The organism is Sphingomonas aestuarii (assembly GCF_054457155.1).
The window spans coordinates 22,664-37,786 of record NZ_JBTKVV010000005.1 but is presented as its reverse complement, the minus strand read 5'-3'; the positions used below and the strand labels follow the sequence as shown (position 1 = coordinate 37,786).

The 15,123-nt window shown below is 65.4% G+C and carries 19 protein-coding genes; 8 read left to right on the top strand and 11 right to left on the bottom strand.

Annotated elements, in window-relative coordinates; all coding sequences use genetic code 11:
• Positions 1-48: 48 nt before the first annotated feature.
• The 8 genes from ACX0GZ_RS10840 to gltX form a co-directional block, all read right to left on the bottom strand.
• Positions 49-594: a GNAT family N-acetyltransferase gene (locus tag ACX0GZ_RS10840; protein WP_458816281.1), complete on the bottom strand. Its 546-nt coding sequence runs from the start codon at positions 592-594 to the stop codon at positions 49-51.
• Positions 594-1,013 carry a 6,7-dimethyl-8-ribityllumazine synthase gene (gene ribH / locus ACX0GZ_RS10835; RefSeq protein ID WP_458816279.1) on the bottom strand — a complete coding sequence of 140 codons (420 nt, stop codon included), beginning with the start codon at positions 1,011-1,013 and terminating at the stop codon, positions 594-596. The genes ACX0GZ_RS10840 and ribH overlap by 1 nt, the downstream gene beginning before the upstream one ends.
• A 2-nt stretch (positions 1,014-1,015) precedes the next feature.
• Positions 1,016-2,155 carry a 3,4-dihydroxy-2-butanone-4-phosphate synthase gene (gene ribB, locus ACX0GZ_RS10830; RefSeq protein ID WP_458816277.1) on the bottom strand — a complete coding sequence of 380 codons (1,140 nt, stop codon included), beginning with the start codon at positions 2,153-2,155 and terminating at the stop codon, positions 1,016-1,018.
• Complete coding sequence (locus ACX0GZ_RS10825; RefSeq protein ID WP_458816275.1) at positions 2,142-2,750, bottom strand: riboflavin synthase; 609 nt, start codon at positions 2,748-2,750, stop codon at positions 2,142-2,144. The genes ribB and ACX0GZ_RS10825 overlap by 14 nt, the downstream gene beginning before the upstream one ends.
• Before the next feature lie 10 nt (positions 2,751-2,760).
• Positions 2,761-3,711 carry a bifunctional diaminohydroxyphosphoribosylaminopyrimidine deaminase/5-amino-6-(5-phosphoribosylamino)uracil reductase RibD gene (gene ribD / locus ACX0GZ_RS10820; RefSeq protein WP_458816687.1) on the bottom strand — a complete coding sequence of 317 codons (951 nt, stop codon included), beginning with the start codon at positions 3,709-3,711 and terminating at the stop codon, positions 2,761-2,763.
• A gap of 17 nt (positions 3,712-3,728) precedes the next feature.
• Positions 3,729-4,079, bottom strand: a complete 351-nt coding sequence (locus ACX0GZ_RS10815; protein WP_458816273.1) for a hypothetical protein — start codon at positions 4,077-4,079, stop codon at positions 3,729-3,731.
• Positions 4,080-4,164: 85 nt separating this feature from the next.
• The gene (locus ACX0GZ_RS10810; protein WP_458816271.1) at positions 4,165-4,794 is read right to left on the bottom strand and encodes an energy transducer TonB; all 630 of its coding nucleotides are present in this window, start codon (positions 4,792-4,794) and stop codon (positions 4,165-4,167) included.
• Between the two features lie 271 nt (positions 4,795-5,065).
• The gene (gltX, locus tag ACX0GZ_RS10805) at positions 5,066-6,397 is read right to left on the bottom strand and encodes a glutamate--tRNA ligase (RefSeq protein ID WP_458816269.1); all 1,332 of its coding nucleotides are present in this window, start codon (positions 6,395-6,397) and stop codon (positions 5,066-5,068) included.
• A gap of 124 nt (positions 6,398-6,521) precedes the next feature.
• Here gltX and ACX0GZ_RS10800 point away from each other — a divergent pair, with 124 nt between their 5' ends.
• Positions 6,522-7,457, top strand: coding sequence for a ribose-phosphate pyrophosphokinase (locus ACX0GZ_RS10800; RefSeq protein WP_458816267.1), 936 nt, complete (start codon positions 6,522-6,524; stop codon positions 7,455-7,457).
• A 101-nt stretch (positions 7,458-7,558) separates the two neighbouring features.
• Here the strand turns inward: ACX0GZ_RS10800 and ACX0GZ_RS10795 are convergent, their stop codons facing one another.
• Complete coding sequence (locus ACX0GZ_RS10795) at positions 7,559-8,305, bottom strand: sulfite exporter TauE/SafE family protein (RefSeq protein WP_458816685.1); 747 nt, start codon at positions 8,303-8,305, stop codon at positions 7,559-7,561.
• Between the two features lie 87 nt (positions 8,306-8,392).
• Between ACX0GZ_RS10795 and ACX0GZ_RS10790 the strand changes: the two genes are divergently transcribed.
• Positions 8,393-8,704, top strand: a complete 312-nt coding sequence (locus tag ACX0GZ_RS10790; protein WP_458816265.1) for a PilZ domain-containing protein — start codon at positions 8,393-8,395, stop codon at positions 8,702-8,704.
• 27 nt (positions 8,705-8,731) lie between these two features.
• Here the strand turns inward: ACX0GZ_RS10790 and ACX0GZ_RS10785 are convergent, their stop codons facing one another.
• On the bottom strand, positions 8,732-9,121 hold the full coding sequence (locus tag ACX0GZ_RS10785) for a hypothetical protein (RefSeq protein ID WP_458816263.1): 390 nt from the start codon (positions 9,119-9,121) through the stop codon (positions 8,732-8,734).
• Positions 9,122-9,123: 2 nt separating this feature from the next.
• Positions 9,124-9,660: a sterol desaturase family protein gene (locus ACX0GZ_RS10780; protein ID WP_458816683.1), complete on the bottom strand. Its 537-nt coding sequence runs from the start codon at positions 9,658-9,660 to the stop codon at positions 9,124-9,126.
• A 124-nt stretch (positions 9,661-9,784) separates the two neighbouring features.
• On the opposite strand from ACX0GZ_RS10780, the gene ACX0GZ_RS10775 reads away from it, so the two are divergent.
• From ACX0GZ_RS10775 to ACX0GZ_RS10750, 6 genes are all read left to right on the top strand, one after another.
• Positions 9,785-10,114 (top strand): hypothetical protein, encoded by a 330-nt coding sequence (locus ACX0GZ_RS10775; protein WP_458816261.1) that lies wholly within the window; start codon positions 9,785-9,787, stop codon positions 10,112-10,114.
• 103 nt (positions 10,115-10,217) lie between these two features.
• Entirely contained in the window at positions 10,218-11,417 is a 1,200-nt protein-coding gene (sucC, locus tag ACX0GZ_RS10770; protein ID WP_458816259.1) for an ADP-forming succinate--CoA ligase subunit beta, read from the top strand.
• Positions 11,414-11,725, top strand: coding sequence for a putative quinol monooxygenase (locus tag ACX0GZ_RS10765; protein ID WP_458816257.1), 312 nt, complete (start codon positions 11,414-11,416; stop codon positions 11,723-11,725). The genes sucC and ACX0GZ_RS10765 overlap by 4 nt, the downstream gene beginning before the upstream one ends.
• Positions 11,722-12,471 (top strand): electron transfer flavoprotein subunit beta/FixA family protein, encoded by a 750-nt coding sequence (locus ACX0GZ_RS10760; RefSeq protein WP_458816255.1) that lies wholly within the window; start codon positions 11,722-11,724, stop codon positions 12,469-12,471. Before ACX0GZ_RS10765 ends, ACX0GZ_RS10760 begins: the two co-directional genes overlap by 4 nt.
• Positions 12,468-13,397 (top strand): electron transfer flavoprotein subunit alpha/FixB family protein, encoded by a 930-nt coding sequence (locus tag ACX0GZ_RS10755; protein ID WP_458816254.1) that lies wholly within the window; start codon positions 12,468-12,470, stop codon positions 13,395-13,397. Before ACX0GZ_RS10760 ends, ACX0GZ_RS10755 begins: the two co-directional genes overlap by 4 nt.
• A gap of 182 nt (positions 13,398-13,579) precedes the next feature.
• Entirely contained in the window at positions 13,580-15,076 is a 1,497-nt protein-coding gene (locus ACX0GZ_RS10750) for a DUF389 domain-containing protein (protein WP_458816252.1), read from the top strand.
• The last annotated feature ends 47 nt before the right edge of the window (positions 15,077-15,123 follow it).

Sequence of the window (15,123 nt, the reverse complement as noted above, 5' to 3'; positions counted from 1 at the left end):
TCGCAGCAAATATTGGCCGTTTCCCGCTTCACCTGGACCCGTTCGGGTTTAGTGCCTGGTAATCCGAAGCGCCCGCCATTGGTCGGCGCTCTGGCCCCAGGCATCGACGACCGATTCCTGATAGGGCTGGGGAAGGGTCACGCGCCCGCCATTGGTCGATCCCAGCCGCTTGGCCAGCGCGATCGAGCGGATGTTTTCGGGGTCGATGCTGTGGATAATGTGCGTCCATCCCAGCACATCGACGGCATAATCCATGCAGGCGACCGCGGCTTCATGGGCATAGCCCTTGCCGGCAAAGTCGTTCGACACGCCCCAGCCGACTTCCTTGCCCGGCCAGCCCTCCGGCTCCCACGGGCCGATGCGGCCGACCCAGCGCCCGGTGTCGCGCTCGATGACCGAGAACATCGCAAAGCCGCGAATGTCCCATGCCCCACGCATCGCGCACAGGTCGCGCCAGCATTCGGCGCGGCTCTTGGCCCCGCCGATAAAGCGCATCGCCTCCGCATCCGCCGCCATCGCTGCCCAGCCGTCGAGGTCGCTGGCCTCGGGGAGGCGCAGCACCAGACGATCGGTGAACAGGATGGGCTCGGCCATCAGCCGAACCGGGATCTGAGGTCGAGCATCGCGATCGCGGCGCGCGCGGCGTCGCCGCCCTTGTCCTTGTCGTCCGGGCGGGCGCGGACCAGCGCCTGTTGCTCGTCCTCGGTGGTCAGGATGCCATTGCCGATGGGCGTCCCGTCCAGCGTCAGCGCCATAATCGCGCGCGCGCTTTCGCCCGCGACGATTTCGAAATGATAGGTCTCTCCGCGGATCACCACGCCAAGCGCGACATAGGCGTCGTAACGGTCGCTTTCCGAGGCCATCGCGATCGCACCGGGCACTTCGAGGGCACCCGGGACGGTCACCGTCTCGTGGCTATGCCCGGCAGCTTCGATCGCGGCACGCGCGCCTTCGAGCAGGAGGTCGTTGAGATGCGCGTAGAAGCGCGCTTCGACGATCAGGATATGGGCCATGTTCAGTCCGCCTTCAAATCGATGGGCCGTTCGCCGACGATCGACAGGCCGTATCCGTCCAGCCCGACCAGCGTGTGATGGGTGTTGGTCAGCAGCACCATTTCCTCGACGCCAAGCTCGGTCAGGATCATCGCGCCGACGCCGTAGTCGCGTAGCTCGTCCATGTCCTTGGACGGCAGCGTGCCGGTCTTGGCTTGCAACGCGACGGTGAATTGGTCGGGGCGCGGGCGATTGATGACGACGATGATACCGGCGCCTTCCTCGGCGATGATTTCCATCGATCGCTGGAGCAAGGCCGACCGCTCGCCGCTTTCGCCAAACAGGTCGGTGAAGGTGTTGAGCGCGTGCATCCGAACGAGCGTCGGCTTGTCGGGATCGACGCGGCCCTTGACCAGCGCGATCTGTTCGCTGCCGGTCGCCTTGTTCCAGAAGGTCATCGCCGTCCAGTCGCCACCCCAGCGGCTGTGGAATTTCGCCTCGGCGCGCTTTTCGACAAGGTGATCGTGGCGGAAGCGATAGGCGATCAGGTCGCGGATCGTGCCGATCTTCAGTCCGTGAAGCTGCGCGAACGACACCAGATCGTCCATCCGCGCCATCGTGCCGTCGTCCTTCATGATCTCGCAGATCACGCCCGCCGGTGTCAGCCCAGCGAGCCGCGACACGTCGACCGCCGCCTCGGTATGGCCCGCGCGCACCAGCACGCCGCCATCGCGCGCGACCAGCGGAAAGACATGGCCCGGCGTCACGATCTCGTCCGCGCCCTTCGACGCGTCGATCGCGACCGCGATGGTGCGCGCGCGGTCGGCGGCGGAAATGCCGGTGGTGACCCCGTCGCGCGCCTCGATCGAGACGGTGAAGGCGGTTTCGTGCCGCGTGCCGTTCTTGCGGCTCATCAGGTCGAGGCCGAGCTGTTCGACCCGCCCCTTCGACATCGCCAGGCAGATCAGCCCGCGGCCATGCTTGGCCATGAAGTTGATCGCGTCGGGGGTCGCCATCTGCGCCGGGATGATGAGGTCGCCTTCATTCTCGCGATCCTCGTCGTCGACCAGGATATACATGCGGCCGTTGCGCGCCTCATCGATGATCTCTTCCGGGGACGAGAGAAAGGCGTGCGGAAGGCGGGCGAGTTCAGGCTTTGCCACGGAGTTGCTCCATGCGTTGGAGATAGCGTGCGAGCACGTCGATCTCGATATTGACGGTCTGGCCGGGGGCGAGGGCGCCGAGCGTGGTGACCGATTGCGTGTGGGGGATCAGGTTGATCGCGAATTGCGCGGTGCCGTCGGCTTGGTCGGTTACCTCGTTGACGGTCAGCGACACGCCGTCGATCGTTACCGATCCCTTGGGCGCGATGAAGGGGGCAAGCGCAGCGGGAACGGAAAAGATGATCTTCTTCGAATCGCCCTCGGGAGAGATGCCAACGATGGTGCCAATGCCATCGACATGGCCGGTGACGATATGCCCACCCAATTCGTCGCCCAGCTTCAACGCGCGTTCGAGATTGAGGGCACGGCCCACGCCCCATTGATCGGCGGTGCGCGATACGGTCTCGCCGGATACATCGACTGCGAACCAGCCCGGCCCCTTGTCGACAACGGTCAGGCATACGCCCGAGCAGGCGATGGATGCGCCGAGATCGACGGTCGCGGTGTCATAGGCGGTCGCGATCCGCACGCGCAGGTCGCCGCGATCCTCGACGGATTCGATCTTGCCGATGTCGGTGACGATGCCGGTAAACATGCGCGTTCCTTCAGTCTCGCACGCGCTCGTAGACTTCGAGGGTGTCGCTGCCAAGCATTCGCGTATCCACCGCCCGCCAGCGGCCATGCGCGTCGGCAAGCGAGGTCAGCCCGATATCGCCGAGCGCGGCGCGGCCTTCGCCGATCAGGATCGGGGCGCGGTACAGCAGCAGGCGATCGATCAGATCGGCGCTCAGAAATGCCGACGCCGCGCCCGCCCCGCCCTCGACCATCAGGTGATCGACCAGCGGTTGCGCGACCGCAGCTTCTGGCGACGCAACCACCGTCCAGCCTTCGGGTGCAGGCCCGCGGGTCAGCAGCAGCCGCGTCGGGGCGCGATCCTCCAGCCCCGGCAACCGCACGTCGAGCCGCGGTGCATCGGCGTCGAACGTGCCGCGTCCGACCAATATGGCGTCATGACGCGCACGTTCGGCATGGCCATGCGCGCGCGCCGCCTGACCGGTGATCCACTGGCTCTCCCCGTCGGCGCGCGCGACCCGCCCGTCGAGCGAGGTCGCGAGTTTCAGCGTCACATGCGCCCGGCCAAACCGCTGGCGAGTCAGAAATCCCTTCATCGCGCGCTCGGCGTCGTCCGCGCCGACGCCGACGCTTACCTCAATGCCCGCCGCCTGAAGCGCAGCGATGCCTTTGCCATCGGTGCGCGGATCGGGATCTCGCAGTCCGATCACCACCCGCGCTACGCCGCTCGCGAGGATGCTCGCGGTGCAGGTCGGCCCGCGCGGCGACACATGCGCGCAGGGTTCGAGACTGGTGTAGAGCGTGCCGCCGCATGCGTCCTCTCCCGCCTGATCGAGCGCCATCGCCTCGGCATGCGGACGCCCGCCGGGCCGGGTCCAGCCCCGCCCGACCACCCGGCCATCGCGAATCAGGATCGCGCCCACACACGGGTTGGGCGCCGTTCGTCCGCGACCGCGCAGCGACAAGGCGACCGCCGCGCTCATCCAGCGCGCGTCGTCGTTCAGATGCCCCATGAATTGAGCTTGTCGTCCAGCCGCTTGAATTCGGCCTGACGCTTTTCCTGGCGCGCCTTCAGCTCGGCGAGGATCTTGTCGCGTTCGGCCTTCATCACCGCCTGGCGCGCGATGATCTCCTCGTCGGTGCGGTCCAGCCGCCAATCCTCGACATATTGAATATCGCGCTTGTAGGCGCGCTCGAAGAAGCTGTCCTTTACGAACCCGGCGATCAGCAGCGACGTGATCCCGACCGAAATGATCAGGAACAGCAACCGGTGCGGCTGTTCGCGCTTGGTCACATAATCGCGCAGGTCGCGGTAGGCATTGGCGGGCGAGAGGAATCGGAACAGAGACATGGTGCGCTCAAAGATAGGGGCTGATCGCCGATGCGACCAGCCCCTTCCCCCGGAAAGCCCCGTGGGGATAGGCCGAGGATGCCAATCAGTTCAGAACGAAGGTCACCGACATCCGATACCAGCTTTCGACGCCCACGCCGTCGCGCGTCGCCGGGCGGAACCGCCACTGCGACAATGCCTGTCTGCGCGTCGCGGCGAAGAAGGCGTCGCTGGTCGCCGATACCCGCTCGATCGCCTTCACCCGACCATCGGTGCCGACCAGCACCCGCACCACCACCTGCCCGTCGCGGCCTTCGCGCTGTTCGGACGGGGGATAGGCGGGCTGGAACCGGTCGGCGAAGCGCGGATCGACCGACACCCCGACCATCACCGGCGCGGGCGCCTCCACCGGCCGCGTCCCGGTGCCCGTCCCGCCGGGGCCGACCGGGGGAAGCGGGGTGGGCAGCGGACCGATGTCGAACACCGGCCCGGTGCTCGGCACATCGGCAAGTGGCGTTGGCATATCGGGCCGCGGTAGCGGTGCGGGCGCAGGTTGCAGCAACGGGGTCGAGTCGGTCGTCGGCTGCGGATCGGGCGGAATCGGGATGGGCTCGGGCGGCAGCGGAATGTTGCGCGTCGTCAGCGCAGGGCGCTCGACATGGCCCGGCACCCATTCGGGCGCGGCCAGGAACAGAGCGGCCAGCACGCCACCGTTGATCGCGAGCGCGACGGCCATGCTGGTGGGGTTTATGTGAAAGCGGCGATCCGAACGGTCAGCGTACATCGCAGTCGCACTCCTGATTGTTGCCAGGACGTGCAAGAATAGATCATTTCATTGGCGGTACCTAAGCGTTTCGTTTCGCAACGAATGACGTGGGGGACAGAATGTGTTTCCGCCCACTCCCGTCTGTTCGTTTCGAGCGAAGTCGAGAAACGTGAACCAACCGTACCGGGCGCGTTTCTCGACTTCGCTCGAAACGAACGGCGGGAGGGTGAAACGAGATAACTTACCGATGCTTCAATCGCTCGATCGTCGCCTCGCGCCCGATCAGCGGGAGCAACGCCGCCATGTCCGGCCCGGCGTCGCGACCGGTCAGCGCCAGGCGCAGCGGCAGGAACAGCGCCTTGCCCTTGCGCCCGGTCAGTTCCTTCAGATTGTTCGTGATCTGATGCCAGGGATCGCCCAGCCAGTCGGCGACCGCCGCCTCCAGCGCGGCGGCGTCGAGCAGCGCGTGGTCGTCCGCGCTTGCCACCGGCGGGGTGAACGGCCCGGTGATGATCGCCCACCAGTCGGCGGCCTCGTTCAGCGTCGACAGGTTCGCCTTGACCGTATTCCACGCCATACCGTTCATGCCCTTGGGCAGACGGCGGACGACGCGGGTATAGGGAAGCTGGTGGACGATCCGCGCATTGACCTGCGCCAGCTCGCCCTCGTCGAACCGCGCGGGCGCGCGACCGAAATGCGAAAAATCGAACGCGTCGATCAGCGGCTGGGGATCGACCACCGGCTCGACCGGCTGGCTGGTGCCGATTCGCGCGAGCAGCGAGATCAGCGCCTGCGGCTCGATGCCGATGTCGCGGAAATGATCCACGCCCAGCGACCCCAGCCGCTTCGACAATTTGCCCTCGCTACCGGTCAACAACGCGGCATGCGCGAACACCGGCGACGGTGCGCCGAGCGCTTCGAACATCTGAACCTGCGCGGCGGTATTCGACACATGGTCCTCGCCGCGCACGACATGGGTGATGTTCATGTCGATATCGTCGATGACGCTGGGGAGCAGATACAGCCACGATCCGTCGCCGCGCCGGATTACCGGATCGGACATGGTCTTGGGGTCGAAATGCTGGTGCCCACGCACCTGATCGTCCCATTCGATCGGCGCATCGTGGGACAGCCGGAACCGCCAGTGCGGGCGGATGCCCTGACGCTCGAACGCCGCGCGGTCGTCATCGGTCAGCTTCAGCGCCGCGCGGTCGTACACCGGCGGCAGCCCGCGCCCGAGTTGCACCTTGCGCTTGAGGTCGAGTTCCTCGGGCGTTTCGTAACAGGGATAGACCCGCCCGCTCGCCACCAGTTCGGCAAAGCGCGCGTCATAGCGATCGAACCGCGCCGATTGCCGCGCTTCGCCGTCGGGGGTCATCCCCAGCCAGTCGAGATCGGCGCGAATCGCATCGACGAAGCGTTCCTCCGATCGCGCCGCGTCGGTGTCGTCGATCCGCAGCAGGAATTTGCCGCCCTTCGAGCGCGCGAACATCCAGTTGTGGAGCGCGGTGCGCAGGTTTCCGACGTGAAGCCGGCCGGTCGGGCTGGGCGCGAAACGAGTGATGACGGTCATGGAGCGCGCCCTAACCGAAATTCCGACGCGCGGAAACGCCTTCGCCCTTTGCCTTCGCGCAAGCTGCGGATAAGGGGTGCGCGGTCACGTTTTCCATGACAGTTCGGTGAAAAGGGTCCCTGCCATGAAACTCCTTGCGGGCAATTCCAATCTTCCGCTCGCGCAGGCCGTGGCCAGCTATCTCGAATCGCCGTTGACCAAGGCCAATGTCCGGCGCTTCGCCGACGAGGAAATCTTCGTCGAAATCCTCGAAAACGTCCGTGGCGAGGATGTGTTCGTGCTCCAGTCGACCTCGTTCCCGGCGAACGACAATCTGATGGAGTTGCTGATCATGATCGACGCGCTGCGCCGCGCGTCGGCACGGCGCATCACCGCCGTCCTCCCCTATTTCGGCTATGCCCGCCAGGACCGAAAGCCCGGTCCGCGCACGCCGATCTCGGCCAAGCTGGTCGCCAACCTCATCACCACGGCGGGCGCCGACCGGGTGCTGTCGGTCGACCTCCATGCCGGGCAGATCCAGGGCTTTTTCGACATCCCGACCGACAATCTCTACGGCGCGCCGGTAATGTCGGAGGATATCAAGGCGCGTTTTTCCGACAAGAATCTGATGGTGGTGTCGCCCGATGTCGGCGGCGTGGTCCGCGCACGGGCACTCGCCAAGCGGCTCGACAACGCGCCGCTCGCGATCGTCGACAAACGCCGCGAACGTGCGGGCGAATCGGAAGTGATGAACATCATCGGCGATGTGGAAGGACGTTTCTGTATCCTGATCGACGACATCGTCGATTCGGCGGGGACCCTGTGCAATGCCGGTGCGGCGCTGAAGGCGGCAGGCGCGGAGGGCGTGGTCGCGTACTGTACGCACGGCGTGCTGTCGGGCGGCGCGGTCGCGCGCGTCGATGCGTCGGAACTGCATGAGCTGGTCATCACCGATTCGATCGGCAACCATGACGTCATCGCCCCTTCGACCAAGGTCCGCCATCTGACCATCGCGCCGCTCATTGCCGAGGCGATCCGCCGCATCGCGGACGAAAGCTCGGTGTCCAGCCTGTTCGATTGAGCTGTTTTTCAAATCGTCATGCCAGCGTCCCGAAGGGCGGCCGAAGGTCAACGCTGGCATCTCATGCTGCTTGATACCCCGGCTTTCGCTCGGGTGACGGTCTAAAATATCCCATCCCAGACCAGCTTCACGCCCACTGCGATCATCAACACATAGATCGCGGTATAGAAGCGCGCCGCGCTCACCCGTCGCACCAGCCACACCCCCGCAAAGGTCGAGGCGATCGCCACCGGCATCAGCGCGGCTGCGGTCAGCATGTTCTCACGCGTGAACTGACCCAGCGCGGCATAGGCGGGCACTTTCAGCCAGTTGACCGCGAAAAAGAAGAAGGCGCTGGTGCCGACCAGCAGGTCGCGCGCCAGTTGGCGGGGCAGCACCCAGAACTGGAAGGGCGGCGCGCCCGCATGCGCGATCTGGCTGGTGAAGCCCGATGCGATCCCGAACAGCTGCCCGCTCCACCCCGGCAAGTGGCGCGGGGCGGGCGGATCGTCACGCTCGACCCACAACCGGTACGCGCCGAACAGGATCGAGATCGCCCCCACCGCCGCCATCACCGCTTCGGGCGACACGCTCGCGGCGTAGAGATAGCCGAGCAGAATGCCGATCCCCGCCCCCGGCAGCATCGCCGCGATTACGCCCCAGTCGATGGTGCGGCGAAACGCCCAGACGCTGACCACATCCTGCACCATCAGGATCGGCAGCAGGATTGCGGCGGCCTGGACCGGATCGACCGCGAACAGCAGCATCGGCAGCGACAGCGCGCCCATGCCCGAAAATCCGCCCTTGGCCAGTCCCAGCAGAATCACCGCTGGCACTGCGAGCAGATAAAAAAGCGGGTCGGCGAGCATCGCTTTTTCGCCTAGCATGTTCGAAGGCGATTGCGAGCGGTTCGAAACCGGGCTTGATCGCCGTGGGTCGTGTGTAACGGAGTAACAATGAGCCATCCTTCCGACGGCGCGCTGGGCGACAATCGCCGCGCGCTGCGCCAGCCGATCGCGATCACCGCGCAAATTCGGGACGGTCGCGGGCCGAAATTCGCGTGCCGCCTGCTCGATCTGTCGACCACCGGTTTCCGGGCGGAGGCAGTGCATCCGCTCAGCATCGGCGACACCGTCTGGGTGACGCTACCGGGGATGAGCGGGATGGAGGCCGAAATTGCCTGGCGCGACGATTTCACCATCGGCTGCCGCTTCAAACAGCCGCTCTACGGCCCGATCTTCGACAATCTGATCCGCGCGAACGGTTGATTCGGGTGGCGCAAAAGCGGCTGCGCCCTAGCGCCGCTCGGCGATCCGGGCGAGAAGCGCGGTGATGCGCAGCAGGACAAGCAGGGCTGCGGCCATGAACCCGGCCAGCGCCAGCACCGCATAGGTCAGCGATTCGAGCCAGCGGGCGATCTCGCCATCCTGCGCGTCGGCGGCGGACATGGCAGCGAGCACGCCCTCGGCTTCGCGCTCACCGACCGGCGCGTCGCTCGATACGCGTTCGCTCGGTTCGACCGGCGGCGTCTCGGGCATGTCGAACCGCTCGGCGACGGTTTCTTCACCCGGTCGCGACGGTGTGGAGCCGTGAATGTTCGATACCGACGCCACCGAGGCGATGATCGACAGCGTCGCCAGTCCCGCCATCACCAGCAAGAGGGTGCGGCCAAGCCAGTCGAACACCCTCACGCCGCCAGGTCGTCCAGCGCTTCGGGTGCCAGGTTGCGCCCCACCGGCGCGCGCACGCCCGCATGGCCCCGACGCTTCAGTTCCGCCTTCAGCGCCTCGGGCTTGGGTGCCCACAGGAATCCGAAGCTGACCGTGCCGTGCTTGGTTTCGACCACATGATGCAGCCGGTGCGCCTGAATGATCCGCTTCATATAGTCGGATTTTGGCAGATAGCGGTGACTGAGCCTTTTGTGGACGATCACGTCGTGAAAGCCGAAATAGATCGCGCCATAGGCCGCGATCCCCGCGCCGATCCACGCATAGCCCGGCCACCAGCCCAGCTGAACTCCGCCCAGCAGCAGCACGATGCTGGGGATCGCAAAGATCACGGCGTAGAGGTCGTTCAATTCCCAATTGCCGGAGCGTGGTTCGTGATGGCTCTTGTGCAGGAACCAGCCGGGGCCGTGCATCACCCAGCGATGCATGACGTATGCGAAGGCCTCCATCGCGAGGACGGTGCCGAGAAGCAGGAGGATGCCGAGCGACCAGTGCATGGCACTGATATAGGCGCGCGGTCGGCCCGCGTCACCCGCTTGCGCCGATTGCGTCACATCGCGTCGGAACCCCATGCCGGTTCATGCGCTCGGCGTGTTCCGTTCCGTCTTGGAGAGTCTCGCCATGAAGTCACCGATCGTTCTCGCCGCACTGGTCTGCGGCCTTGGGTTGGCAGGGTGCGCGGAAACCATTGCCGAATCGCGGGTGCGTTCTGCCCTGGTGTCGGGCGGGCTTTCCGATCGCGACGCCGATTGCATGGCCGGGCGGATGGTGGACCGGCTGACCATCGCGCAGCTGCGCCGTTTGGAGGCCTTGTCGGGTCAGTCGCGCGAAACCTTGGGCCAGTTGAGCCTGCCGCAATATATCGACCTGGTGCGTCGCATCGGCGATGCGGAGGTCATTGCGGTTACGACGACCTCGGCGGCGTTGTGCACCACGGGACTGGCATCCTAAGGGTCCTGACCCTAGCGGTTCCGAATGCCGGGGTGGATTCGCGCCCGCCGATATGCTTTAGGCAGCGGCAAACCCGCTTTTCGAAAAGGTCAGGCGCACCCCCATGAACATTCACGAATATCAGGCCAAGGAATTGCTGGCGAAGTTCGGCGTCCCCGTCCCCGCAGGCCATGCCGCGCTGACCGTCGAGGAAGCCGTCGAAGCGTCGAAGAAGCTGCCCGGACCGCTTTATGTCGTGAAGGCGCAGATCCACGCGGGCGGCCGCGGCAAGGGCAAGTTCAAGGAACTCGGCCCCGACGCCAAGGGCGGCGTCCGCCTCGCCAAGACCGAGGATGAGGTTCGCGCCGCGGCAACCGACATGCTCGGCAACACGCTGGTCACCATCCAGACCGGCGACGCGGGCAAGCAGGTCAACCGCCTGTACGTGACCGACGGCGTCGACATCGCCAGGGAATTCTACCTGGCGCTGGTGGTCGATCGCGCCTCGGGGCGGATCGGCTTCGTCGTATCGACCGAAGGCGGGATGGACATCGAAACCGTCGCGCACGACACGCCGGAAAAGATCCACAGCTTCTCGGTCGATCCCGCGACCGGCTTCCAGCCGCACCACGGTCGCGCGGTCGCCAGCGCGCTCGGCCTGTCGGGCGACCTCGCCAAGCAGGCCGCGAACGTCGCATCGAAGCTGTACGACGCGTTTCTCGGCACCGATGCCGAGCAGATCGAAATCAATCCGCTCGCGGTCACCGACGACGACAAGCTGATGGTGCTCGATGCGAAGGTCGGCTTCGACGGCAATGCCATGTTCCGCCACAAGGACCTGATGGAACTGCGCGACGAGACCGAGGAAGACCCGGCCGAACTCGAAGCGTCGAAATACGACCTCGCCTATATCAAGCTCGACGGCGACATCGGCTGCATGGTCAATGGCGCAGGGCTGGCGATGGCGACGATGGACATCATCAAGCTCAACGGCATGTTCCCGGCCAACTTCCTCGACGTGGGCGGCGGCGCGAACAAGGAAAAGGTGACCGCGGCGTTCAAGATCATCCTGAGCGACCCGGCGGTGAAGGGCATCCTCGTCAACATCTTTGGCGGGATCATGCGCTGCGACATCATCGCCGAAGGGATCGTCGCGGCAGCGAAGGAAGTGAACCTTTCGGTGCCGCTGGTCGTTCGCCTGGAAGGCACCAATGTCGAAAAGGGCAAGGACATACTGGCCAATTCGGGCCTCGCCATCGTTCCCGCGAACGATCTGGGCGACGCCGCGAAGAAGATCGTCGCCGAGGTGCAGAAGGCGGCATGACCGCGATCGCTCTCTTCATCACGCACCGCACCGCTCCTGGACAGCGCGACGCGGTTCGTGCGGTCTGGGAGCGGCACATGGCGCCTGCGGTAGAGAGCAATGCCGGGCATCTTGCCTATTATTATTGTTTCGACACGGAAGACCCAGATGTGTTGCGGGTCTTTCAGCTTTATCGTGACCGTGGTGCGTCGGCAGCGTTTCTGAAGCATCCGAATTACGCGGCCTATCTTGGTGAAGTGGAGCCTTTGCTCCAGGGTCCTCCCCAGGTCCATGAAGCTGAACCAAAGTGGCAGAAGGGAAAGCAATGAAGGTTCTGGTCCCGGTCAAGCGTGTGCTTGACTATAACGTAAAGCCCCGCGTGAAGGGGGACGGGTCGGGCGTCGATCTGGCGAACGTCAAGATGTCGATGAACCCGTTCGACGAGATCGCGGTCGAGGAAGCCATCCGCCTGAAGGAAAAGGGCGCGGTGACCGAAATCGTCGCGGTGTCGATCGGCGAGGCCAAGGCGCAGGAAACGCTGCGCACCGCGCTGGCAATGGGTGCGGATCGGGCGATCCTGATCACGGCGGAAGAACGCGTCGAGCCGCTGGGCGTCGCCAAATTGCTCGCCAAGGTGGTCGAGGAAGAGGCGCCGCAACTGGTCATCCTCGGCAAGCAGGCGATCGACGACGACAACAATCAGACCGGCCAGATGCTTGCAGCACTGCTTGGCTGGGGCCAGGGCACCTTCGCGTCGAAGGTCGAGATCGAGGGCGAGGCCGCCACGGTCACGCGCGAGGTCGATGGCGGGTTGGAGACGGTTTCCTTGAAGCTGCCCGCGATCGTCACCACCGACCTGCGCCTGAACGAGCCACGCTATGCGTCGCTGCCCAACATCATGAAGGCCAAGTCCAAGCCGCTCGCGAACAAGACGCCCGCCGATTACGGCGTGGACGTGTCGGCACGACTGACGACGCTCAAGGTCGTCGAGCCCGCCAAGCGCAGCGCGGGTGTCAAGGTCGCGGACGTGGACGAACTGGTCGCCAAGCTCAAGTCGATGGGAGTTGCCAAGTGAAGACGCTCGTCTGGGTCGAACACGACAACGCGTCCGTCAAGGACGCGACGCTCGCCGCGGTCACCGCCGCTTCGCAACTGGGTGAAGTGCATTTGCTGGTCGCCGGCCAGGGTTGCGGCGCGGTTGCCGAGCAGGCTGCCAAAATCGCGGGCGTGGGCAAGGTCCATGTCGCCGACGACGCGGCTTACGGCCATGCGCTCGCGGAAAACATCGCGCCGCTGGTCGTCGAACTGATGGGCCATCACGACGCGTTCGTGGTGCCCGCCACCACCACCGGCAAGAACATCGCGCCGCGCGTCGCCGCCTTGCTCGACGTGATGCAGATCAGCGACATCCTGTCGGTCGAAAGCGAAGACACGTTCACGCGGCCGATCTATGCGGGCAACGCCATCGCGACCGTGCAGTCCAAGGATGCCAAGAAGGTCATTACCGTGCGCGGCACCGCGTTCGACAAGGCCGCGACCGAAGGTGGCTCGGGCACGGTCGAATCGGTTTCCGCCACCGGCGACAAAGGCCTGTCGAGCTTCGTCTCGCAGGAAATCGCCAAGTCCGAACGCCCCGAGCTGACCAGCGCAAAGGTCATCGTATCGGGCGGCCGTGCGTTGCAGAATGGCGAGAACTTCACAAGCATCATCGAACCGCTTGCCGACAAACTGGGCGCAGCGGTCGGCGCGAGCCGCGCTGCCGTCGATGCGGGCTATGTCCCCAACGATTATCAGGTCGGCCAGACCGGCAAGATCGTCGCACCCGAAGTCTATATCGCGGTCGGCATTTCGGGCGCGATCCAGCATCTGGCGGGGATGAAGGATTCGAAGACCATCATCGCCATCAACAAGGACGAAGACGCGCCGATCTTCCAGGTCGCGGATTACGGCCTGGTCGGCGACCTGTTCAAAGTCGTGCCGGAGCTGACGGAAAAACTGTAATTTCGGCTGGTTCGTCAGCCGCAGCCAAATCGACAGGGCGGTCCCTTGCGGGGCCGCCCCTTTTGCTGGGGATGCCGGACTGGCAGGCCCTGACAAGCAAAGCCGATTTGACGTCGCTTTCTTCGCGGATAACCCGACGCTGGCGACTGGCATCGTCGCACCAAATCACTTAGGCCTCCGGCATGGCCAGCCCTTCAATCGAAGCGAACGATCCGCATCCCATCCTGCACTGGTGGCGCAATCACGTCGTCGCGACCGTCGATCACATGAAGGTGGTCGAAAAGGTTGAGGACGAAGGCGGCTTCGACGGACGTTATGTGTTCATGACGCTGATGTCGGCGGGGATCGCGGTGCTGGGGCTGCTGTTGTCGTCGCCGGCGGTGGTGATCGGCGCGATGTTGATCTCTCCCTTGATGGGGCCGATCATCGGGCTGGGCTTCGGCGTCACGCTGTTCGATTCGCGCGAGATCAAGCGCACGCTGATGGCGCTGGCGCTGGGGACCGTGCTTGCCATTCTGTTCACTGCGGCCATCGTGCTCATGTCGCCGCTCCAGACGCTGACCAGCGAACTGGCCGCGCGCACCCGGCCAAATCTGTTCGACATGCTGGTCGCGCTGTTTTCGGGGCTGGCGGGTGCCTACGCCATGATCCGCGGGCGCGAGGGCGCAGTCGTCGGCGTGGCGATCGCAACCGCACTGATGCCGCCGCTTGCCACCGTCGGCTACGGGCTGGCCACCTGGAACGGCACGGTATTCTTCGGCGCGCTGTTGCTCTATTTCACCAACTTCATGGTCATCGCGGCATCGGCGGCGATCATGGCGAGGCTCTATGGATTCGGGCCGAGGCTCTCGCCCCGGCAAACGATGTTCCAGACGCTGGGGATGCTTGCCATCTTTGCCGTGCTCGCGGTGCCCCTGTTCTTCACGCTGCGTCAGATTGCCTGGGAAGCGACCGCCCAGCGTCAGGCGCGCGACGTGGTCTCCGCCGAGTTCGGCAACAATTCGCGCGTCAGCCAGCTCGAGATCGATTACGGCGCCGAACCGCTGCGGGTGACCGCAACCGTCCTGACCCCGACTTACATCGCGCGGGCCGAACAGGAAGTGTCGGGCATGCTGGCAAAGGCGTTCAACCGCCCGGTCGATGTCCAGATCGAACAGTTCCGCGTCGGCGTCGGCGATGCCGAGGCGACGCAGGTTGCCCGCGCGCAGGCCAACGAACAGGCGACGCGAGAGGCGCGCACCGTAACGCGACTGGCCGAACAACTCGCGCTGGTCGCGGGCGTGCCGAGCGAGGCGGTGCTGCTCGATCGCGGCAACCGGCGCGCGTTGGTCACCGCCAGCGCGTTGCCGGGGGCGAGCCTGGCATCCTATCGCGCGCTCGAACAGCGCGTCGGCGCGGCGGCGCAGGGCTGGTCGGTCGAACTGGTGCCGCCTGCGGTCGCGCCCGCGACGATCACCTTCGGCGACGACGGACCCGACACGGACGGCCAACGCAATCTTCAGACCGCGATCTGGGCCGGACAACGCCTGCGCCTGCCGCTGGGGGTCAGCGGTGCGGCGGACAATGCCGATGCGGTGGTCGCGGCGCTGACCGAAGCCGGGATCGCGGCGGAGAGGCTGCCGGGCGGCGGACCGGTGACGCTGCGCTGGCTCGCGCCGAGCGTGGAAACCCAGCCCTGAACTCTACCGCCGTTCGTTTCGAGCGTGGTCGAGAAACGCGAACTCGG